Below are 19,907 nucleotides of genomic sequence, written 5' to 3'. Positions count from 1 at the left end.
ACACCGCATGCCGGTGAAAAACACCGGCGAACAATCGCACGCCTGGCCGACCGTTCACTCGCGCGTGCCTGTACGACCGACCCATCCGACCGTGAGTTCTCGTCGCACCGCGGCTCATCCCGCAATCCCCGCACTCGCCCAAGCGCACGGTGGAAACTCATGTCCCCACAGTCATTTCGCCCACTTCGGCGTCGGTCGTCCAGACAGCGAAGGCTGCCGACGCCGTTGCTCCTCTTAGCCGTTCCCCTCACGCTCGTCACGTCGGCTCCGGCGGCCACCGCCGTCCCGTCGTACGGCCCCCAGCAGGCACACCACTCATCGGCCCCGAACGTCGCCAGGCATTCGCCCGTCGATCGGCAGGCGCTGGGACCGGGCCGCAAGAAGCTCCTCTCGTCGCCGCCTGCCGTCGGCTCCGGGGACGTCATCGTGGCGGCAGCCGCGGACAAGGACGGATACCACCTGTTCACGGCACACTCCAGCCAGAGCTGGCGCTGGCGCCCGCTCGCCTCGTTGCAGCCGGGCGGGTACTCGGGCGAACCCTGGATCGGTAACCATTGCCTGACCGGAGACGGCAAATCAATTGTCGCCGTCGTGGCCCCCTGGCATGCGAACAACAGCCCCGGCGGCCTGGGCCACGGCGGCCTGGCCTATGCGGTGGACATCGCCACCGGCAAGGTGCGTCCGCTGGCCGCGAAGATGGCACTGACCTACTTCAACCCAGGCTGCGGCGCCGGAGACGACGTCGCTCTCACCCGGTTCACCGGAGCGGAGATCGGCCGGACAACGGTGCTGACCGCCCAAGCCAGTACGGGGAACACGCGTACGGTCGGCGAGGTGCCCCAGCAGCTCACCGCGGCCGTGCCGGTGAACGGCGGCGTCTACGCAGCCCGCGGCGACCATGTGGTGCGCCTGAACGGTGACAGGGCGCAGGAGGTGTTCTCCGTACCGGGCCAGGCGTTCCGATTGACACCGGCCGCCGGCGGCAGGGGCCTGGACCTGCTGGTGGCCCAGGCGGATCGCAAGGCCCAGGTATGGCACTGGAACGGGAGGAGCAAGAGCGCCCATGAGGTCGCCGAGGGCGACCTGGCCGATCTGCGCCTGCTCCCCGGCAGGAACGGCCGCAACCGTATCGTGGGCGCCGCGGAGAATCGCCAGACGGCAGAGACCGAACCGGTCGGCGTTCCCGCCGGAACCTGGATCGAGACAGGTTCGCTTGACGGGACGGCGCTGCTCGGCGCCACTGTCAGTGGCGTGGACGGCCGGCGTCTTCTGGACGGGCAGGGTCGTACTCTGACGCCCGATCTTCCCAAGGAGCGAGTCCGTCCCTACACCAAGCTCCCACCAGCGCCGGACCGGCGGAAGGCTGTGCGAAGCAGTGGCACCAAGGCGCTCGCCGCCGACGAGCCGGTGTGCGCGGTGCCGCGCAACGACATCTTCAACCAGGTGCCGCAGCCCAGTTACCAGCAGGTGGAATGGGCCGCCAACCGCGCCGGGCGCGGCACTCTGGTCGGGGTCGGGGGAGGCGCCCTGCGGCCGGGAGGCGCTTTCAACCTGTCGCAGCCCGGATATTCACCGAGCCGGGACTTCCCGTTGCCCGCTCCCTTCGGCACGAACGGTGACCACATCCCTCGCGAGGTGATCAGCGCGGTGTTCGCGCAGGAGACGAACTGGGCGCAGGCGAGCTGGCACGTGCGCCCCGGGCTGTCCGGCAACCCGCTGATCGCGGACTACTACGGATCACGTGCCAGCGAGTACATCGACTACTCCCAAGCCGACTGCGGCTACGGGCTGGGCCAGATCACCGACCTCATGCGCATGGGTGCCACCGGTCAGCCCAGCGGCCTCCAGCGTAAGATCGCCGTGGACTACGCCGAGAACGCGGCCGCCGCAGCGCAGGTGCTGGCGCGGAAATGGAACCAGCTCGGCGCGGCCGGCATCACCGTCGACGCCGGCAACCCCGGCAGCCTGGAGAACTGGTATTTCGCCGTGTGGGCGTACAACAGCGGTGTGAACCCCCAGGGCAGTACCGGCAACACCTCGGGGTGCACGCCGGGTCCCGGTTGTACCGATGCGGACGGCAACTGGGGTATGGGGTGGACCAACAATCCGGCCAACCCCAACTACGATCCCCAGCGGCACCCGTTCCTGCATGTCGGCGTCGAGGGCGCGGCGGTGCGCACGTTCGACGACGCTCGTCATCCGCAGGACTGGCCCTACCAAGAAAAGATCTTCGGCTGGATGGAGAGCGGCCAGCAGGACCTCTACGACGGAGGGTTGAAGTTCGAGGGCACCTACGACTACGCCACCCAGACGGGCGCCCTGCTGGCGCTACCCAACCTGTTCGCCATGTGCGACCAGACCAGCTCCTGCGACTCGCAGGTGCTGAATCCGCTGCCGCATGCGGGAATCTGCCAGCGCGCCGACTATCACTGCTGGTGGCATCGCCCCATCATCGTCTGTGTGGTCGTTCTGTGCCACGGAGGCACCGATACCGTCGCCGACAACGCGCCGGAGCCCTCGGCCCTCAATCCCTCGCCGCCCGTATGCGGTCGTCTGGAGAGCGGCCTTCCTCCGGACACGGTCATCGTGGACAACCAGGCGGCGGGGGTCAACCTCGTCGGCTGCTCCCGCCCGGACTGGACCAACGGTGGGCGTTTCTCCGTCGCTCGCGGGATCAGCGAGCCGGGCGGCCCCGACGGCAACGACGTCGATTGGCACCAGCTCGGCGTCGGGTTCGGCGGGCACGCGTGGTTCACCCACACGTACCTCAATGGTGTGCCCGCGCAATGGTCGGTCGAGGCGACCTGGCAACCCGACAACCTGGCACGGGGTCGCTATCGGGTCTACGCGTTCGTTCCGAGTGACGGCGCTTGGGCTATGGCGAGGTATGTCATCCACAACGGCAGGGGCGCCACCTGGGCGAAGGATGTGAACCAGGAGCTTCACCCGAACTCGTGGACGTCGCTCGGTACGTACTGGCTCGGCTCGGGGGCGAAGGTCACACTGAACAACATCACGAGCAACGGCTTCGAGGAAGGCGACGACATAGGATTCGACGCCGTGGCCTTCGCCCCCGTTTCCGCCCCGGGCACGCTGCGACTGCTGGGCGACTCCTTTTCCGCAGGCGAGGGCACACTCACGTACGACCTGGAGACCAATACCAGCGAGAACAAATGCCACCGCTCCGGGCTGTCGTGGCAGCGGCGCTTCCAGAGCGGCAGCAGCGCCTACCACGACATCGACTGGCGGCAGGTCGCCTGCAGCGGCGCCCTTCTTGCCGACTACGAGCAGCCCAATCACTCCGGCAACAAGGGGGAAGGTCCACAGCGCGACGTGCTCGACACGGACACCGGCATGGTCATGCTGACCCTCGGCGGAAACGACGCCGGGTTCGCCCGCGTCCTCGCCAACTGCGTCCTGAACAGATGGACCAGCGACTGCCGCAACAAGTACACCGAGACAGGCACCGGCGTGGACCTGGTGCTGCGTGACATCCTTGACCTGCAGCCCAAGCTCAGTGAATTCTTCACTGATTTGCGGCGCCGCGCCCCCGACGCCGAGATCAACGTACTGACCTATCCGGTCTTCTTCGTCGAGCACGACAGCGAACGCCGACAGGGGTGCATAGATGACGGTGTTTTCAGCGAGGGTGATCGACAGTGGTTCAACTACCTCACTCGCCAGATGGACGCCCTCATCGTGAGAGAGGCCACGAGGGCAGGTGTCAACGCCATCGACATGAGCGATGTTCTCAAGGGCCACGAGCTGTGCACGGATCAGAGCTGGATGACGGGGATCCTGGACACGTTGAGCAAGCAGGAATGGGTGCATCCGAACAGGCTCGGCCACCAGGCCATGTACGACAGGGTACGAGCCACCCTGCAGACTCCCTGAGAGCCTCCGGGATGCCAGAGCACGTCTGGCGTTCATGAACCGGCCGACGTCGCCGGCCATGACACGAAGACCTCCAGCAGAGCGCTGGGGGTCTTCATGCGTGCGCTGCCAGGACCGGATGACGTTGGCGCTCCGGTGGAGGGCGGGTGGTCACGCCGTACTGGGTGGACGCGCCGGTCAGATCGCCGATCCGTGGCCGTTCCCGCCCGGTCCTGCGGCTTTCCGCGGAGACGGACAGCCTGATACAGGCGATGCTGAGCGTGGCTCGTGGCCTGTGGTTCTCGACCCGGACTCGGGTCGGCCGCCGCGTCGAACACGGCCTGATCGGAGAAGTCGGACCGCTTGAGGGTGCCCACGGCCCTGAGCGGCGCGGCGGCCCTGTCGTTCTCGGACAGGCCGCCGTACTCCTGCTCGACGAGGGTCACCGGCCGCAGAGGCGATCGCCTCCACCCGGAGCTGGAAGCTGCGTCTGACCAGGCGGTCACATAGGCGAGGAGTGGTTCCAGGGTGGCGGGCGCGCTGCCCGTCGCCAGTCGCTGCGGCGCACGGCTTGGTGCGTGGAGTGGTCGTGGGCGGCTCGGCCGTCCATCTCGTTGTCTCCACGTTGTCTCGCGGCATCCACACGCTGGGCGACAACCGCGCGGAACACCAGAATCGCCAATCGACGCACCCGAAGCCCGGCGCCACACGTCGGGCGAACGGTGCCTTGAAGAGGTTCACGCGTCAGATGGAGTACCACAGTGCGTATCAGATCGCTGGTCATGATGGCGGGGCTGCTGCTGGCAGTCGCCCCCATCCCTGCCGCCGCCCAGGCGCAGCCCACCGCGACCACCCGCTTGTCGACCGTCGCCGGCACCGTCTTCGGCGGCTCCGAAGCCTTCGTGGCCGTACGGGCACGGCCCGAGAAGGGAGCCAAGGACGGCCCCTATATCCAGGGCGGCACGCGTGTCGAGGTCGAGTGCTACGTCGACGGTGGCTCGAATGTCTCCGGTTGGTTCCACCCGTCCAACCCCTACTGGGACAAGGTCGCCGTGTACGGTCCGGGAAGCTCTCCGGGCAAGCCGTTCGCCAGAGGCTGGATGGCCGACGTCTGGGTGAACACCAATGGTGACATCACCAAGCAGTCCCAGCCCTGCTGGGGTACGGGCGGCTGACCGAGGCCCACTCGTTCCCTGACCGGGTCGAGGCGGCACTCGGTCTCCGGCAGGAAGCCGGACCGAGCGCCGCCACGCCTCAACCCGCCCCGTGCGGGCCCTGAGCCGTGCCGAACGGGCAGGCCGCCAGATCCCCCCTCCCGCGGTCTGCCCGGTCCGGAAGCGATGGGACACGCCCTGTGCCTACTGGACGAGCGCCGATGCTCACCGCGCCCATGGGCGGCATGAAGTCCTCCGGCCTGGGTCGTCGTCACGGCTCCGAGGGCCTGCTGAAGTTCACCGAGGCGCAGACCATGGCCAGTCAGGCCTCCTGGCTCGGCTTCGAACCCATCCTCGGGATGACCTACGACAAATACGTCGACACCCTGACGAGCCTCCTGAAGACCATGAAGAGGTTCCACCTCAAGTAGGCGGCCTTCACGCGCCGGGCCGTCAGTCCCGCAGAGCATGGCGCAGGTCTCCTCGGCGCGGCTCACGACATGGCCGTCCGCGCTCGTCAGCGGTGTCAGGCGTTGCCCCGGTAAGGCGTTGCCTGCCGGGGAGCGGACTTTCCGGTCAACGCCCAGCGGTTGACGGTCTGTTCGAGAGCGGTAGGTCGTGCGGTGGCACTGCCGCAGCTGTCGCCGGTCGGCGGAGGAAACGGCCGGTCGGCCTCATCCCGTCGCCGCTCTCACGGCATGTAACTTGTCGCCGCCGGTGGAGATGTACACGACACCGTCGGCCACCACCGGCCTGTGGATCCCGCCGCCGGTTTCGTAGGTCCAGCGTCGCTCGCCGGTGGCCGCGTCCAGGGCGCGCACCACGTTCTCGCCGTCATCGTCGAGATACACCACCCCGTCGGCCACCACCGAATCATCGGGGTAGTAGTCGCCGTCGGAAACCTCGTAGGTCCAGCGTCGCTCGCCGGTCACCGCGTCCAGGGCGCGCATGTCGCCCTCGACGTCGCGGACGTACACGACACCGCCGACCGGCGTCACACTGACGTAGGGGCCGCTGGTTTCGGAGATCCAGCGCTGTTCGCCGGTCGCCGCGTCCAGGGCGTACACCCTGGCGCCGCCGACGTACACGACACCGTCGGCCACCATCGGACGGACGTAGAGGCCGAGGCCGATCTCACGGGTCCAGCGTTGTTCGCCGGTGGTCGTGTCCAGGGCGTACACCCTGCCTGTCTCGTCGCTGAAGTACAGGGTGTCGCCGGTCGCCGTCGGGCTGAAGCCGACCCTGGCGCGGTTACGGACTTCGTGGGTCCAGCGTTGCTTGCCGGTGGCCGCGTCCAGGGCGTACACCCTGCCCGCTCCGTCGCCGACGTACACGGCATCCCCGGCCACCACCGGCCTGAAGCCACCGCCGCCGGTTCCGCGGGTCCAGCGTGGCTTGCCGGTGGCCGCGTCCAGGGCTACATCCTGTCCTCGCCGAGTTCGCCGCCGAGGACGTACACCACACCGTCGGCCACCGCCGGAGCGGAGGCCCTGTAGCCGATGTCGTAGGTCCAGGAAGGGGTCATGGTCACGGTCGTCGTCACCGCCCGCCACACGAACCCTGAGACGACGACCAGAGCGCCGATCGCCAGCCCTGTGACCGCCCGCCGCCATCCGCTCCACCGACGCCCGCCTGCACTCTTCATCTCCCGGACCTCACCGCTATCTCTTCTCGGGGGTGCTCGCACGCCTGGAGCCGGCTCTGGCTTCGCGCCCGGCGCGAAGGCTCCGAACGACGCTATGGGCGGGCGCTGGAGAACGGCTTGTCGATCACTGGGACGGTCGTGTTCGTCGACGGACGCCGACCACCGACCCCCTACGGCTCCGGCGAAGTCGACCTGAATGAGAGGATTTCCTGTTGAGCGCTCCGATCGGAAACGGTCGTGCTTTCCGGAAGCCTGGATCGCCGGTGTGCTGAAGCCCGCGTAAATGGCGACCCGGTCAACCGAGGCCGTCAGTCCTCCAGGGCGTACCGCAGGTAGAGATCCGGCCTGGCGAGGAAACGGCGCCAGTGATCGACGACCTGGAGCCGGTCCCACTCGGTCTCCTGGATGCCGTCGTCGCCGAGTTCGAGGATTCGCGCGCCCGGAAGGCTGGAGAGGATCGGCGAGTGGGTGGCGCAGATGATCTGCCCGCCCTCTCCGGCCACCCGGTTCATCAGCGCCATCAGCCGCAGACAGGAGGCGAAGGACAGCGCCGCCTCGGGCTCGTCCATCAGATAGAGCCCGGGGCCGGAGACCATCCGCTCCAAGACGGTGAGGAACCCCTCCCCGTGGGACTGCCGGGTCAGGTCCTGCTCCCAGAAGCCGTACCGGCCGGACACGTTCTGTCCCAGGTTGAACAGTGTCTCAGCCCGGAGGAAGAACACCCGCCGCTTCAGCCTCGGCCCGTGGATGAGCCGCAGTCCCTTCGAGGTCAGCTCGGCGTCGAGCACCTCCCCGAGCGGTGTGGCGGGCCCGGTGCTGGAGTACATGGTGCCCGCCTTGCCGCCCTCCGAGTTGACCCGGCACACATCGGCGACGGCCTCGACGAGAGTCGACTTGCCCGAGCCGTTCTCTCCGACGAGGAAGGTGACCGGCGTGGTCACCTCAAGCCCGTTCTCAACAAGGTGCCTGACGGCGGGTACGGCCCCCGCCCACCCCTCAGGAACCCGCCTGACGGCCAACCGGGTGAGCAACAAGGTCGTCCCCTCTCCTCGACGCGGCTCACGATACGGCCGTCCGGGCAGGTCAGCGGTGTCAGGCGTTGAGAAGGGCGTTGATGTCGCTCTCCCGGTAGCGGCGTTGCCTGCTGGGGGTGCGGACGGAGGGGATCTTCCCGGTGAGGGCCCAGCGGTTGACGGTCTTGGGGTCCACGCCGAAGATGCGGGCCACCTCGCCGGGGGTGAGAAGCCGTTCGGTGGTGTCCGGTCCGGTGGCGAAGGTGCCGTCCGGGGCGACGGCCTTGAGTGGGGACATGGAGGGCTCTCCTTCAGTGGCGGCTTCGGTGGAGGATCTCGTCATGCCGGGCCAGGGCCCTGGCGAGGCGGCGCAGGGACGTACGGCCGAGCATGTCGCGGGCCCCTGCTTCGCGCTGGTGGAGGCGCAGTGGTTCGTAGCGGATGGCCCACCACCGGGGCAGGCCGGGCAGGTGGAGGTACTCGTACCGCCAGCCGGGATGGGCGCTGATCAGCAGGTCGATCAGGCGTCGCTCGTCGTCGGTCATGGTCGTCCTGGTGAGGAGGCGGGTTTCGCTCGGCCCGTCATCGTTCGGGTGGGGTTTCCGATCGCTCGAACCGTGAAGTCCAGGCGTCTTCGTTCATCCGGGCCATGAGGCCGGAGCCTTCACCCGGCCGGGACTCCCGATCGTCCGGGCCGGGACTTCTGATCGTCCGGGTCGAGTGGAGCGGTGACGCGAGGGCGGGTGCCCGGCCCGGAGCCGGGGAGCACGGGCCGGGCACCCTGGAGGAGGACCGGCCCCACATACGCGGGGCCGGTGCGCCAGACGGTTCCCCTTCCCCAACGCGCATGGGAGCCGTCTCGCGAGGGTGTGCGGCCCAGGTCCCTCCCACCTGAGCCGCACGTTCATGGGTACGGCGCGAGACGGGTGGGATGACGTCCACGCCCGCCGTACCGGCTTCAGGAGCGCAGAAGTCTGCGCAACGTCGTGGACCGACCCGGCATGACGGCCCGGGAGCCCCGGGCGGTTCGAGCCCGCAGGGCGCGGGCGACGGCGACGGCCTGGATGCTCGGCGGCACCGCCGGAGACACCTGGGCGCTCAACTTACGGTCCAGTTCCTCGGCGGACTCGGCCCGCACCAACAGCACCGCCCCGGGGTACGGCCTGCCGGACAGGACACTCCGATAGGCGCTCCACAGCCCGGACTGCGCGCTGTGGAAGACCAGCCAGTCCGGATGAGCCGCTTGCACGGAGTTACAGACTCGATCGGAAAACTCAGAAACTTGCCGAGGTGCCCAGGACGGGAACATCATGCCGCCCTCCCGTCCGGTGAACGCCGACCACCGGTGGACGCCGTCTCCTCAACGACCGCCACCCCGGAAGGCTCACCCCGCCTGAGGGAAACCTCCGCGCGAACCGGCATCGGGGAGGGCCGGATCGCCCGGATCATCTCCGCATCCCGCATCCGCTCCTCCAACCCCTCACCGGTGATGTCCTCGACGACCACCGGCCGAGGGTTGTCCCAACCCGCCATCGCGTAGAAGCGGCGATGTCCCAGGCTGTAGAGGACGGTCCAGTCCGCCCACGACTGGTTGATCCGTTCAGCCTCAGCGCGGGCCGGGCCGTCCCACACCCGCCGATACACCGGCGCGTACGGCAGGCCGTCCCGATGACGTCCCGTCACGAAGGCACCCCCTCAACGGCGCCCCGGGCCTTCTTCTCCTGCTTGGCCACGGCCTCCCGGACCTCCTCGAAGGTGTCGGCGTCCACCGCCGGCTCCGCCCCGGCCCGCAACGCCGTACGCGGAAAGGCACGGTTGCGAACGGCCCAGAACCGCCCGGCATCACTGATGATCAGCCGCCACCCCGGGATCGCCGTCGGCTCGGACTTGCCATCGTGCACAGGACCGACCTCCACTGTTCGATTCTTGTGCTGAAAGAAATGGATAGGGAATGCCGCGAATCGCAATGCGCCCCGAACCTCGGTTCGTCAGAAAACGGAAGCCGAACGGAAATTCGGTGCGGCGAACCACACGGTTCGCTACGGCGACGTGGTGTCTTCCTTCTCCAAGAGCCGGGTGAGTGCGAGGGCCGTTTCGGCTTCGATCTCCCGAGGGGAACCCTCTTCGGATGGAAGGGGCCGTATGGCGTACCAGCCGGATGTTTTACGCTTCTCGTCCTGGCCGTACCAGATCCGCCAGTCGGGAAACCGCTCGCGGAGCAGGATCAGATGCTCTTCGTCCTCCTCGCCCCAATAGTGCAGCGAGCTGTTGTCGCGAAAGCCCATGCGCTGAGACTAGGGGGCCGATTCGTTTCTACCCAGGGACGCCATGTAGGGATTCATGGCGAGGGGAAAAGGCGTCGTACATGATGTACGGACCGTAGGTCAGTTGTGTTCGACCCCTTGGAGCAAAATGCGCAATCTAGCATTAAGGCGAGTTTTGCGCTCCACAAGATCATGCACAAGGGTTTCCGCGACCGCCTGATGGCGGAACCATTCGGCGGACAGATTCAGTGCCTGTGTGGCGGCCTCCTCGGCCTCGTCGGTACGGCGTCGCTCCAGAAATGCCCGGCTCACATCCAACAGATGACGCCCGTACTGGACCTTGAACAAACCCTGCGGGTTCACCATCCGAGAGGCTTTCAGCGCCCGGTCGGGCCGATGCGCGGCGGTCATGATGTGGGTGGTCTGGATCGCGACATGTGTGGGCCCGAACGACGTCCAGTAGTCATGCCGGTCGGCTCCCAGCCGGGCCGCTGCCGCCGCCGCCATCCTGAGATAGTCCTCCGCGCCGTCCACATCGCCGACGCTTCCGCGCGCGACGGCGGCCTGGAGGACGAGGCCTCCCCAGACGGCGATCTGCTCCGGCGCCGCCCTCGACATCGAAGGCTCCACGGCATCGGCCGCACGCATGGCGAGGCGCTCCGACTCGTCCGCCCGGCCTTGGTGCAGCATCACCCAGCAGTAGACCCCGTACTGGGTGGCCAGGCGCCACTCGTCGCTTCCCGCCCGAGCCGCCTGGATCGCGCGTTCGGCGGCGATGGCCGCCGCGTCGTCACGGCCGGTGTGTACCAGGACCGACCCGGCGAGTTGCCAGGCGTGAGACAGCGGAGCGGCCGCCGCCGGGTCCGTAGCCTCAAGCAGGCGACATTCGTTGATCAACCCTGGCAGCTCGGCGGCGAGAACCCCGAACTCGCCACCGAAGTAGGCACCGTACGCCCTTTCGATCAGCCGCCAGAGTTCCGCCAGGGACGTCGGCTCACCGTCATGATCAGGATGAAGCTCAAACAGGTCGGGACTGATGACCGCGTCCCGCACCGCCAGCGCCGAAGCCCCCGGAACGCGGTCCAGCCGCGAGGATTTCCCGGCGATGACCCCCGGGTCGATGTCAAGGGCTCGCGCCAGTTTCACCATCGACGCCCACGACATGGACTCACGCACGTCGCGTTCCAGCATCGAGATCAGATCCACGCTGACACCCGCACGGCGCGCGAGCTCGGCCTGGGTGTAGCCACGGTTGAGGCGGTTGGCTTGCAGACGTTGTCCGACTGTCGTGCTGACGTCACTCAAGGCACTGCACCTTCCTCACGATGTCGCAATTTCAGGTTATGACGTGAGGTGGTTCCCGTGTGAAGGGTTCACCATTGGTTTTTCTGGAATCCAATGGATGACCGTGCACGATCACCCAGATTATCCCTTTAACCAATAAGGTGCGACGAACAGACTTCGAGTGAACACCCATCTCGCCGGGGGAACGGAGCCCGCCGATACGACCCTGACGTCCGTACGGTCCTGCCGATCGCCGACAGCGCGGAGCTCCGACCCGGCAGATCGCGGCGGTGATAGCCGAACGGTTCGGCGTTACTCCGCTGATGGCCTTCCGGCATGCCACCGGTCTCACCCAGGCCGAGGTGGCCGAGCTGTACAACAGGAAATGGCCCAGCGACCCTCCCAAGACCTTCAAACAGATCTCCTACTGGGAGTGCTGGCAGGGCCCCGGCTCCGAGTCGTCCGCCTCCGCCCGGCCGCCCTCCTACGAGGACCTGGTACGGCTGGCGAGCCTGTACAGGTGCCTGATCGACGACCTCCTTCTCGGCCCGCACCGGAAGCTGCCACTGCCGCCCCCGGAAATCGGGGAACTACTGGCCGACGTCCTGTCGATAGTGGAAAGCGACGGCTACCCTGGAAAAGCCGATGACGCCACGGTCATCACTTTTGATGTCCCGACCGGCGAAGGGACTGTCGCCGTGAAACTTTCCCGTCGTGAATTCACCGAACTACTGGCCGCGGGCGGACTGGCGGCCCTGGTCCCCGGCGCTGCTTCAGCCGAACCATTGACGGCCAACGGCACGACGTACTACCGGCATGTCCTGAACGCCCATCAGGCGGGTCACCACCTTCTACCTCCGACCGCGCACCTCTCCGTGCTCCAGCGGGAGCTACGCGGCATCGAAAAGGCCCGCCAGGAGGTCCCCGGTGTCGCACGGCAGGAACTGCGGCGGATCCAAAGCGAGTACGCCGAGCACATCAGCTGGCTCCTGCGCGAGAGCGCGGACCTGAACGGCTGCCAGCAGTGGGCCAACCGCGCCACCACCTGGGCCATGGAAGCAGGAGACACCTCCATGGCCGCCTACATGATGATCCGCTCGGCGAGCCTGGCTCTCGACAAGGGCGACCACGCCCGGGTGATCGACCTCACCACGGCCGCCCGCAACGCCTCCTGGAGGATCCCGCCGGTCCTGCGCGGTGTCGCGCAGGCCTACGAGGCGCGTGGGCACGCGCTCACCGGCACGGTGGCCGCCGCCCAGCTCGACGAGGCGACCGAGCTGATCACCACGGGACGCTCCGAGACCGACCCGTCCTACCTGAGGTTCTTCACCGGCGACTTCGCCGACATGCAGCGGGCCACCTGCTACGTGGACGCGGGCGAACCCGGACGGGCGATCACCATCCTGCAAAGCAAGATCACCACCATGCCGGCCGCTCACCGCAGAGACCGCGCCGTCTACCTGACCCGGCTGGGCGCCGCCCACGCCGCCGCCAGGGAACCGGACGCCGCGGCCTTCGCGGGACTTGGTGCCCTGGCCGACGCACGCAGATCCTCCTCCGAACACGTCATGGCCGAACTCGACCAACTCGCCGACACCCTGATGAGACAGTGGCCGAGACAACCGCAGGTGCGCCACTTCCAGGAGGAGCTACGCACCGCGCGAGCGGTCTGACCGCCATTCCCATCGTGGTCAGAACCAAGAAGGCCTGCCCATGTGAGCAACACCGCCGTACGGGTCCGCTTGGCACGACCGGAAGGCGGTCTTCCTGCTGTCGTGTGACGACGCAGTGCGCTCTGGAAGGACACCTGGTTGTCCGGTTCCGTCTGAACGAGAGGAGTTTTCGATGAGTGCCACGGCTGAAAACGGTCGTGTTTTTCGGGAGGCCTGGATCGCCGGTGTTCTGAAGCACTTTCCCGGTGAGCCCAAGCCCGGTTACGTCACCCCGTGGGACCAGACCCCCGAATGGGAGCGAGAGGCCGCCGCGGCGGTCTACGGGCAGGTGGCCGAGTTCATCAGGGTCAGCGACGGGAACACCGGCAAGCTCACCCGTGAGCAGAAGGGGCGCTTCGTGGCCCTCTGCTGGATCGCCCAGATCCACAAGCACATCCCCGACCCCAAGCCGTCCTACGTCGCCGACTGGGACGACCTCCCCGAATGGCAGCGCCAGACCGACGCCGACATCTTCGAACGCATCGAACTGGAGTCCTGACGTCAGGGCCCTTCAGTGACCGGCGGAGGACGCCGCACGGGCGCGTAGCCTGCGGAGCATGCGGGCGTCGGCGAAGCCCACGGCGCGGGCGGCGGTCTCGACGGTGGCGCCGCGACCGAGGAGGTGTTCGGCGCGTTCCAGGCGCAGGGCGGTCTGGTAGGCCAGGGGGGTGAGCCCGGTCGCCCTGCTGAACAGCCGGGTCACGGTCCGTTCGCTGCATCCGGCGGCCTCGGCCAGCAGGCTCAGCGGCAGCCGTTCGGTGAACCGGACCTCGATCAGGTCCTGGACGCGGTGGACGGTCTCGTCCACGTGCGAGCGACGGCGCAACAGCGGGCTGACCTGCTCCGCCGTACCGTCGCGGTGGGTGTGGACGAGCATGGCGCGGGCCACCTGCCCCGCGACGTACGGCCCGTGCCGGGTGGTCACCAGGTGCAGTGCCATGTCGGTTCCGCTGGCCACGCCCGCCGAGGTGACGATCCGGTCGTCCTCGACGTACAGCGTGTCCCTGACGACCGTCGCCCGGGGGTGGAGGCGGGCGAGTTCGTCCTGGACGGCGTGGTGGGTCGTGCAGCGGCGGCCGTCGAGCAGCCCGGCTCGGCCCAGCGCGTCGGCGCCCGCGCACACGCTGGCGACCGTACCGCCGGACGCGTGGTGTTCGCGCAGGTGGCGCAGGGTTTTCTGACTCGCGGGGCGGGTCGGGCCGCGCCAGCCCGGCACGATGACCAGATCGTCGGGCGTCAGGGCCGGCCAGCCGGTCTCCGCCCGCAGGGGCAGCCCCTGGACGGTGGCGACCTCGTCGTCCTCGGCGACGTAGGTGAGCGTGTACGGGTGCCCGAGGTCGTCGGCGGTGGAGAAGACCTGGGCGGGTCCGGCCACGTCGAGGAGGTGCACCCGCGGGATGAGCAGGAAGATGACCCTCGGCATGACCGGCACCTCCTAGTTTCCGGTGAGCTGGTCCACGGTTCTGATGGTGGCGAAACGGCCCGACAGAGCGTATTCGGTGCGGGCGATGATCTCGTCGACGCCGAGTGTGCGCGGGTGCCGTACGAGTTCGGCGAAGGACAGGTCGTCCGGGGCGGTGCGGTGCGGGATCGGTGTGGTCGCAGTGGCGTCGATGGCGAAGTCGACCTCGAAGCCCAGGTCGGAGGCTATGCGGGTGGTGGTCTCGCAGCACTGCTCGGTGCGGATTCCGCAGATGGTCAGCTTCCTGATGCCGCGCTGGGTGAGGTACTGCTGGAGGTTGGTGGTGGTGAAGGCGTTGTGCGCGGTCTTGGTGAGGACCGGCTCCCCGGGAAGGGGCTCGACGCCGTCCATCAGACGGACGAATCCTCGGGCCGGGTCGAAGACGGAGCCCGATCCCGGGCGTGAGCCGAGGACCCACACGACCGTGTCCCCGGCGGCCCTGGCGGCCATGGCGAGGCGGTTGACCTGGGGGACGATGTCGGGTCGTGAGGTGTACCCCCAGTCGGGGAGCTGGAGGAAGGAGTTCTGGACGTCGATGACGATGAGAGCGCCGGTCATGCCCCCAGCCTGGCGACGCGGGGGTCCGGGCTGAAGGCATCACCTGGTCGGCCTGCGGACCGATCCGGTCAGGGGCCTCACCCGCACGCCGTACCCAAGGCGGCCCGTACCCGTGTCGCTAAAAATAGCCACAAGAGGCCAGAAGGTGGCCCCAAAGGGGTGAATGGGGCATCATTGGGGCGCGAACTGAGATCATCTCAGTTCGGCACGTATGCCAACGCGGGAGCTCGGGGCAACCGGGCTGAGAGGGCAGCTACCGCCGCTGCCGACCGCTGAACCTGACCGGGTAATGCCGGCGTAGGGAGAAGTTGTCCTATGGTGCCACCTGCCCAGAATGTCCAGAACGCAAGGAAGATCTACCTCACCGGTTCGCGGCCGGACATCCGCGTGCCGATGCGCGAGGTGCCGCTGACCGACGGGTCGTCCGTCGTCCTGTACGACACCTCGGGTCCGTACACCGATCCGGAGTACGACGCCGACCCGGCCAAGGGCCTGCCGCCGCTCAGGTCGGCCTGGCGGCGGACCGGGGAGACGCTCGCCTGCGGCGGGACGGAGTCCTGCGGCGGAACGCTGCCCAAGCCGGTACGGCACACGCAGCTGGCCCGCGCCAGACGCGGGGAGATCACACCGGAGATGGAGTTCGTCGCGCTGCGCGAGGGCGTGGCCGCGGAGTTCGTCCGCGACGAGATCGCCAGAGGCCGGGCCGTACTGCCGGTGAACGTCAATCATCCGGAGAGCGAGCCGATGATCATTGGCCGGAACTTCCTGGTGAAGGTCAACGCCAACATCGGCAACTCGGCCGTCTCCTCCTCGATCGAGGAGGAGGTGGAGAAGATGCGCTGGGCCACCCGCTGGGGGGCCGACACGATCATGGACCTGTCCACCGGGAAACGGATCCACGAGACCCGCGAGTGGATCCTGCGCAACTCCCCGGTGCCGGTCGGCACGGTGCCGATCTACCAGGCGCTGGAGAAGGTCGGCGGCAAACCGGAGGCCCTGTCGTGGGAGGTCTTCCGCGAGACGGTGATCGAGCAGTGCGAGCAGGGCGTCGACTACATGACCGTGCACGCGGGGGTACGGCTGGCTTACGTGCCGCTGACCGCCAACCGCAAGACGGGCATCGTCTCCCGGGGCGGCTCGATCCTGGCGGCCTGGTGCCTGGCCCACCACGCGGAGAACTTCATCTACACCAACTTCGCGGAGCTGTGCGAGATCCTCGCCGCCTACGACGTGACCTTCTCCCTCGGCGACGGGCTGCGGCCCGGCTCGATCTACGACGCCAACGACGAGGCGCAGTTCGCCGAGCTGCGCACCCTGGGGGAGCTGACCCACGTCGCCTGGGAACACGACTGCCAGGTCATGATCGAGGGGCCGGGTCACGTGCCCATGCACAAGATCAAGGAGAACGTCGACCTGCAGATGGAGCTGTGCTCGGAGGCTCCCTTCTACACGCTGGGGCCGCTGACCACGGACATCGCGCCGGGCTACGACCACATCACCTCGGCCATCGGCGCGGCGATGATCGGCTGGTACGGCACGGCGATGCTGTGCTACGTCACCCCGAAGGAGCACCTGGGCCTGCCGGACCGTGACGACGTCAAGGCCGGGGTGATCGCCTACAAGATCGCGGCCCACGCCGCGGACCTGGCCAAGGGTCACCCCGGGGCGCAGGCCTGGGACGACGCGCTGTCACAGGCCCGTTTCGAGTTCCGGTGGGAGGACCAGTTCAACCTCTCCCTCGACCCGGAGACCGCCCGCTCCTTCCACGACGAGACCATGCCCGCCGCCCCGGCGAAGACCGCGCACTTCTGCTCCATGTGCGGTCCGCACTTCTGCTCCATGCGGATCACCCAGGACGTGCGGGCCTACGCCGAACGCAACGGCCTGACCGACACCGAGGCCATCGAGGCGGGGATGCGGGCCAAGGCCGAGGAGTTCCGCAAGGAGGGCGGCAAGGTCTACCTCCCCATGCCCTCACCCCCGGGCGAGGAGTAGACCCGTCCGTTCGTGGGATGTGGCGCGGCCGGGAGCCGACGAGCATGGACAGAGGCGGTTGTCGTTTCCGACGAGAGGGGCTGGCAGATGGCTCAGGAACGACCCGAGGTGCCGCGCGAGGAGTGGCGCCCGTTCTTGGACGGCCTGACGAGACAGTACGAGGGCTCGGACGTGACCATCGAGGTGCTGGACGCCTCGGCCGGTGACCTCTACCAGGCGGAGAAGCTCCCCCTGGCCTACATCGAGTACGACGACAAGGACGACATCTTCTCCGTGGGCGTCGGAGGACGCGATCCGCGTTACCCGGTCGTGCTCCGCCACGGCATCGAACACCCGAGGCGGATCCTGGCCGACACCGTCTCGCCGGAAACGCCACGGGTCTTCGACGTCGTGGACGGGGAGGGCACCCAGACGATCATCACCATCCACCGGCACGCCGCGTGACCTGGTCCGGCCCCGCCGTCGTCGCGGGGCCGGACCGGAGCCGGTACGGCGGCGCCCTTCCCCGGCTCGCGCCGCCGTACCCTCGAAGGCTCGTCCCGTCGCACCCCCGGGCCGGAGGTCAGGCGTGGCCGCCGGGGGAGATCAGGCCGGTCTCGTAGGCCAGCACGACGGCCTGGACCCGGTCACGCAGCCCCAGCTTGGACAGGATGCGCGCGACGTGCGTCTTGACCGTCGTCGTGCTGAGGGTGAGCCGTTCGGCGAGTTCGGCGTTGCTCAGCCCGGTGGCGAGCAGGCGCAGCACCTCAAGCTCCCGTGGCGTCAGCTCGGACAGGTCACGGTGCGGGGTGTCGGTCCCCGCCTCCTCCCGGCGGGCGAAACGCTCGACCAGGCGGCGGGTGATGGACGGCGCGAGCAGGGCGTCCCCGGTGCGCACCAGCCGTACGGCCGCGACCAGGTGCTCCGGGGTGACGTCCTTGAGCAGGAAGCCGCTGGCCCCCGCGGCGAGGGCCGCGTAGACGTAGTGGTCGAGGTCGTAGGTCGTCAGGATGATCACCCGGGTCTCCTGGGACTCCTCGGCCATGAGCCGCCGGGTGGCCTCAAGGCCGTCCATCTGCGGCATCCGGATGTCCATGAGCACCACGTCGGGGCTGGTCCGCCGTACGGCCTCGATCGCCTCGGCCCCGTCGGCGGCCTCGCCGACGACCTCGGCGCCGTCGGCGGTGAGGATCATCCGGAAACCGGTGCGGACCAGAGCCTGGTCGTCGGCGATGACGACACGCGGCGGCCGGTCGACGGCCCACTCGGGGGGGCGGTTCACGAGGTCGTCCTGGGCAGGCGGGCGACGAGACGGTAGCCACGGCCCCGAGGGCCCGCCTCCAGGCTTCCGCCGTACAGGGCCAGCCGTTCACGCAGGCCGATCAGCCCCCGGCCGTCGCCGGTCCTGGAGAGGGCCGGACGTGCGGCTCCGGTGTCGGTGACCTCGATCCTCAGCCAGTCGCCGTCGTGGCCGATCACGACGGACGCCGCCGCGCCGGAGGCGTGCTTGATCGTGTTGGTCAGGGCCTCCTGGACGACGCGGTAGGCGGCCAGGTCGATCCCGGGGGGCAGCGGCCCGGGAGGCGACGACAGCGTGACGTCCACCGGCGTCCCCGCGGCGCGGACCCGTTCGACCAGGGTGTCCAGCCGGTCGAGGCCCGGCTGCGGTTCGAGACCCTCACCGGGGTCGGCGTAGCGTCCCCCGGCGGGCCCCGCGAGCAGGCCCATGACGTGCCGCAGCTCGGCCAGGGCGGTCCTGCCGCTCGCCTCGATCGCGAGCATGGCCTCCCGGGACATTCCGGGATCGGCCGCCATCACCTTGCGCGCGGCACCGGCCTGGATCACCATCACGCTCACATTGTGGGTCACGACGTCGTGGAGTTCTCCGGCGATGCGGGCGCGTTCGGCCTCGACGGCCCTGCGGGTGGTCTCCTCCTGGGCCTGGCGCAGCTCCTCGATCCTGCGTCTGCTCGCCCTGAGCCGCTGCCGCCAGACATGGACGAGGCTCGCGACGATCCCGGCCCCCAGCAGCAGGACCGAGGGGCCGAACCAGCCGGGCAACCGTGGGGCGACGCCCTCGAAGGCGGCCCCGGCCAGTACGGCGGCCAGCAGCAGACCGGCCACCGCGGCCACCCGGTTACGGCTGTGCGCGACGGCGCTGTAGGCCGCGACGGCGCAGGCCAGCACGGTGATCCAGGTCGCCCCCGCGTAGGTGACCAGCGCGGCGGTCAGCACCGTCCAGAAGACGGCCAGCGGAAAGCGGCGCCGCAACGCCAGCGGCAGCGCCGTCAGCACCACCAGGACCACCGGAGGCTCGTAGTCCCAGGACCAGGCGTCCTCGTCGTAGATCTCGCTGGTGGGTGGCATGACGGTCAGGGTGCCGCTGCCCAGCCCGTCGGGACGCAGCCGCAGAACCCCGACCAGGGGCTGCGGGCCGCCGTGGTCGTCACGGTTCCCACCGGGGAGGTTCACCGCCGCGATCACCGCGAGGGCGGTCAGCGCGACCGCCAGCAGCACGTCGACGACGATCGACCGACGTGACGGTGTGACGGGCTCTCCCGCCGGTCGCAGTACCTCAAGCGCGTACCGTTTCCATGATCGTCGTCCTTCTGCCACCACCCGCCCATTGTGACCTCCACCACCCGGCCCCCACATCCGCCGGGAAGACCAGGCTTACCTTCCCGGGAAGTACACCGCGCGGACGACGGGGGAAATCGGTCGTTTTCTGGGCGTATCCAATATCGGTGTGATGGCCGACGCGCGGGGGAACCGGTGGCGCCTACCTTTCCGTCATCCGGCCGTCCTGACAGGGCGGCCGTCCCGACGGGAAGGACGGACATCACATGGACAACGAACCCAGGCGGTACGGCACCTTAGGGCGGGCACCGGGGACGGGAGGGCGGGCCGTACGGGGTGGCCTGGCCGTCGCCGCCGGCCTGCTGGCCCTTCTCGTCCCGCTGACCCCGGC

21 protein-coding genes and 1 riboswitch are annotated in these 19,907 nt (G+C 68.6%); of the genes, 7 read left to right on the top strand and 14 right to left on the bottom strand.

The features are described 5' to 3' along the window. Positions 1–225: 225 nt before the first annotated feature. From ACFOYY_RS29090 to ACFOYY_RS29080, 3 genes are all read left to right on the top strand, one after another. Positions 226–3,894, top strand: coding sequence for a GDSL-type esterase/lipase family protein (locus tag ACFOYY_RS29090; protein ID WP_386193835.1), 3,669 nt, complete (start codon positions 226–228; stop codon positions 3,892–3,894). 740 nt (positions 3,895–4,634) lie between these two features. Further along, entirely contained in the window at positions 4,635–5,048 is a 414-nt protein-coding gene (locus tag ACFOYY_RS29085; protein WP_352010143.1) for a hypothetical protein, read from the top strand. A gap of 200 nt (positions 5,049–5,248) precedes the next feature. Then, a complete protein-coding gene (locus tag ACFOYY_RS29080; protein WP_386193832.1) occupies positions 5,249–5,458 on the top strand; it encodes a hypothetical protein in 210 nt (69 codons plus the stop codon). 243 nt (positions 5,459–5,701) lie between these two features. Here ACFOYY_RS29080 and ACFOYY_RS29075 read toward each other — a convergent pair whose 3' ends face one another. The 10 genes from ACFOYY_RS29075 to ACFOYY_RS29030 all read right to left on the bottom strand — a co-directional run bounded on the left by ACFOYY_RS29075 (position 5,702) and on the right by ACFOYY_RS29030 (position 11,254). Then, a complete protein-coding gene (locus ACFOYY_RS29075; RefSeq protein WP_386194086.1) occupies positions 5,702–6,442 on the bottom strand; it encodes an outer membrane protein assembly factor BamB family protein in 741 nt (246 codons plus the stop codon). A 2-nt stretch (positions 6,443–6,444) separates the two neighbouring features. Then, on the bottom strand, positions 6,445–6,672 hold the full coding sequence (locus tag ACFOYY_RS29070; RefSeq protein WP_386194100.1) for a hypothetical protein: 228 nt from the start codon (positions 6,670–6,672) through the stop codon (positions 6,445–6,447). 308 nt (positions 6,673–6,980) lie between these two features. Continuing rightward, positions 6,981–7,703, bottom strand: a complete 723-nt coding sequence (locus ACFOYY_RS29065; RefSeq protein WP_386193829.1) for an AAA family ATPase — start codon at positions 7,701–7,703, stop codon at positions 6,981–6,983. A 61-nt stretch (positions 7,704–7,764) separates the two neighbouring features. Next, a complete protein-coding gene (locus tag ACFOYY_RS29060) occupies positions 7,765–7,983 on the bottom strand; it encodes a BldC family transcriptional regulator (RefSeq protein WP_352010139.1) in 219 nt (72 codons plus the stop codon). Between the two features lie 13 nt (positions 7,984–7,996). Next, the gene (locus tag ACFOYY_RS29055) at positions 7,997–8,230 is read right to left on the bottom strand and encodes a hypothetical protein (RefSeq protein WP_362772985.1); all 234 of its coding nucleotides are present in this window, start codon (positions 8,228–8,230) and stop codon (positions 7,997–7,999) included. Between the two features lie 413 nt (positions 8,231–8,643). Then, positions 8,644–8,934: a hypothetical protein gene (locus ACFOYY_RS29050; RefSeq protein ID WP_352010137.1), complete on the bottom strand. Its 291-nt coding sequence runs from the start codon at positions 8,932–8,934 to the stop codon at positions 8,644–8,646. Between the two features lie 59 nt (positions 8,935–8,993). Further along, on the bottom strand, positions 8,994–9,368 hold the full coding sequence (locus ACFOYY_RS29045) for a hypothetical protein (RefSeq protein ID WP_386193824.1): 375 nt from the start codon (positions 9,366–9,368) through the stop codon (positions 8,994–8,996). Then, positions 9,365–9,586, bottom strand: coding sequence for a hypothetical protein (locus ACFOYY_RS29040; RefSeq protein ID WP_386193821.1), 222 nt, complete (start codon positions 9,584–9,586; stop codon positions 9,365–9,367). The genes ACFOYY_RS29045 and ACFOYY_RS29040 overlap by 4 nt, the downstream gene beginning before the upstream one ends. A 138-nt stretch (positions 9,587–9,724) precedes the next feature. Continuing rightward, entirely contained in the window at positions 9,725–9,970 is a 246-nt protein-coding gene (locus tag ACFOYY_RS29035; protein WP_386193818.1) for a hypothetical protein, read from the bottom strand. 99 nt (positions 9,971–10,069) lie between these two features. Further along, entirely contained in the window at positions 10,070–11,254 is a 1,185-nt protein-coding gene (locus ACFOYY_RS29030; protein ID WP_386193816.1) for a helix-turn-helix domain-containing protein, read from the bottom strand. 302 nt (positions 11,255–11,556) lie between these two features. Between ACFOYY_RS29030 and ACFOYY_RS29025 the strand changes: the two genes are divergently transcribed. Together ACFOYY_RS29025 and ACFOYY_RS29020 are read left to right on the top strand one after the other, a co-directional pair. Continuing rightward, complete coding sequence (locus tag ACFOYY_RS29025; RefSeq protein ID WP_386193813.1) at positions 11,557–12,906, top strand: hypothetical protein; 1,350 nt, start codon at positions 11,557–11,559, stop codon at positions 12,904–12,906. A 172-nt stretch (positions 12,907–13,078) separates the two neighbouring features. Continuing rightward, a complete protein-coding gene (locus ACFOYY_RS29020) occupies positions 13,079–13,444 on the top strand; it encodes a hypothetical protein (protein WP_362772965.1) in 366 nt (121 codons plus the stop codon). Positions 13,445–13,456: 12 nt separating this feature from the next. On the opposite strand, the gene ACFOYY_RS29015 is transcribed toward ACFOYY_RS29020, so the two are convergent. Together ACFOYY_RS29015 and ACFOYY_RS29010 are read right to left on the bottom strand one after the other, a co-directional pair. Further along, positions 13,457–14,368, bottom strand: coding sequence for a GlxA family transcriptional regulator (locus tag ACFOYY_RS29015; RefSeq protein WP_386193810.1), 912 nt, complete (start codon positions 14,366–14,368; stop codon positions 13,457–13,459). A gap of 12 nt (positions 14,369–14,380) precedes the next feature. Next, on the bottom strand, positions 14,381–14,965 hold the full coding sequence (locus ACFOYY_RS29010) for a cysteine hydrolase family protein (RefSeq protein ID WP_386193807.1): 585 nt from the start codon (positions 14,963–14,965) through the stop codon (positions 14,381–14,383). Between the two features lie 209 nt (positions 14,966–15,174). After that, positions 15,175–15,286, top strand: a riboswitch (TPP riboswitch). Between ACFOYY_RS29010 and thiC the strand changes: the two genes are divergently transcribed. Next, complete coding sequence (gene thiC, locus ACFOYY_RS29005) at positions 15,281–16,960, top strand: phosphomethylpyrimidine synthase ThiC (RefSeq protein WP_386193804.1); 1,680 nt, start codon at positions 15,281–15,283, stop codon at positions 16,958–16,960. (Overlaps the previous riboswitch by 6 nt.) Before the next feature lie 87 nt (positions 16,961–17,047). Then, positions 17,048–17,404: a DUF5335 family protein gene (locus ACFOYY_RS29000; protein ID WP_352010128.1), complete on the top strand. Its 357-nt coding sequence runs from the start codon at positions 17,048–17,050 to the stop codon at positions 17,402–17,404. Positions 17,405–17,522: 118 nt separating this feature from the next. Here the strand turns inward: ACFOYY_RS29000 and ACFOYY_RS28995 are convergent, their stop codons facing one another. Beyond that, a complete protein-coding gene (locus ACFOYY_RS28995; RefSeq protein ID WP_352010127.1) occupies positions 17,523–18,221 on the bottom strand; it encodes a response regulator transcription factor in 699 nt (232 codons plus the stop codon). Beyond that, positions 18,218–19,558: a sensor histidine kinase gene (locus tag ACFOYY_RS28990; RefSeq protein ID WP_352010126.1), complete on the bottom strand. Its 1,341-nt coding sequence runs from the start codon at positions 19,556–19,558 to the stop codon at positions 18,218–18,220. Before ACFOYY_RS28990 ends, ACFOYY_RS28995 begins: the two co-directional genes overlap by 4 nt. Positions 19,559–19,907: the final 349 nt, after the last annotated feature.

The organism is Streptosporangium jomthongense, from assembly GCF_042650425.1.
GTDB lineage: Bacteria > Actinomycetota > Actinomycetes > Streptosporangiales > Streptosporangiaceae > Streptosporangium.
This window is presented reverse-complemented; position numbering and strand designations above follow the sequence as displayed.

Excerpts from the sequence above, each read along its gene's own strand:
- ACFOYY_RS29080 (WP_386193832.1), top strand. The coding sequence starts at position 5,249 with ATGCTCACCGCGCCCATGGGCGGCATGAAGTCCTCCGGCCTGGGTCGT.
- ACFOYY_RS29025 (WP_386193813.1), top strand. The coding sequence starts at position 11,557 with ATGGCCTTCCGGCATGCCACCGGTCTCACCCAGGCCGAGGTGGCCGAG.
- ACFOYY_RS29020 (WP_362772965.1), top strand. The coding sequence starts at position 13,079 with ATGAGTGCCACGGCTGAAAACGGTCGTGTTTTTCGGGAGGCCTGGATC.
- ACFOYY_RS29060 (WP_352010139.1), bottom strand. The coding sequence starts at position 7,983 with ATGTCCCCACTCAAGGCCGTCGCCCCGGACGGCACCTTCGCCACCGGA.
- ACFOYY_RS29055 (WP_362772985.1), bottom strand. The coding sequence starts at position 8,230 with ATGACCGACGACGAGCGACGCCTGATCGACCTGCTGATCAGCGCCCAT.
- ACFOYY_RS29000 (WP_352010128.1), top strand. The coding sequence starts at position 17,048 with ATGGCTCAGGAACGACCCGAGGTGCCGCGCGAGGAGTGGCGCCCGTTC.
- ACFOYY_RS29070 (WP_386194100.1), bottom strand. The coding sequence starts at position 6,672 with ATGAAGAGTGCAGGCGGGCGTCGGTGGAGCGGATGGCGGCGGGCGGTC.
- ACFOYY_RS29010 (WP_386193807.1), bottom strand. The coding sequence starts at position 14,965 with ATGACCGGCGCTCTCATCGTCATCGACGTCCAGAACTCCTTCCTCCAG.
- ACFOYY_RS29035 (WP_386193818.1), bottom strand. The coding sequence starts at position 9,970 with ATGGGCTTTCGCGACAACAGCTCGCTGCACTATTGGGGCGAGGAGGAC.
- thiC (WP_386193804.1), top strand. The coding sequence starts at position 15,281 with ATGGTGCCACCTGCCCAGAATGTCCAGAACGCAAGGAAGATCTACCTC.
- ACFOYY_RS29015 (WP_386193810.1), bottom strand. The coding sequence starts at position 14,368 with ATGCCGAGGGTCATCTTCCTGCTCATCCCGCGGGTGCACCTCCTCGAC.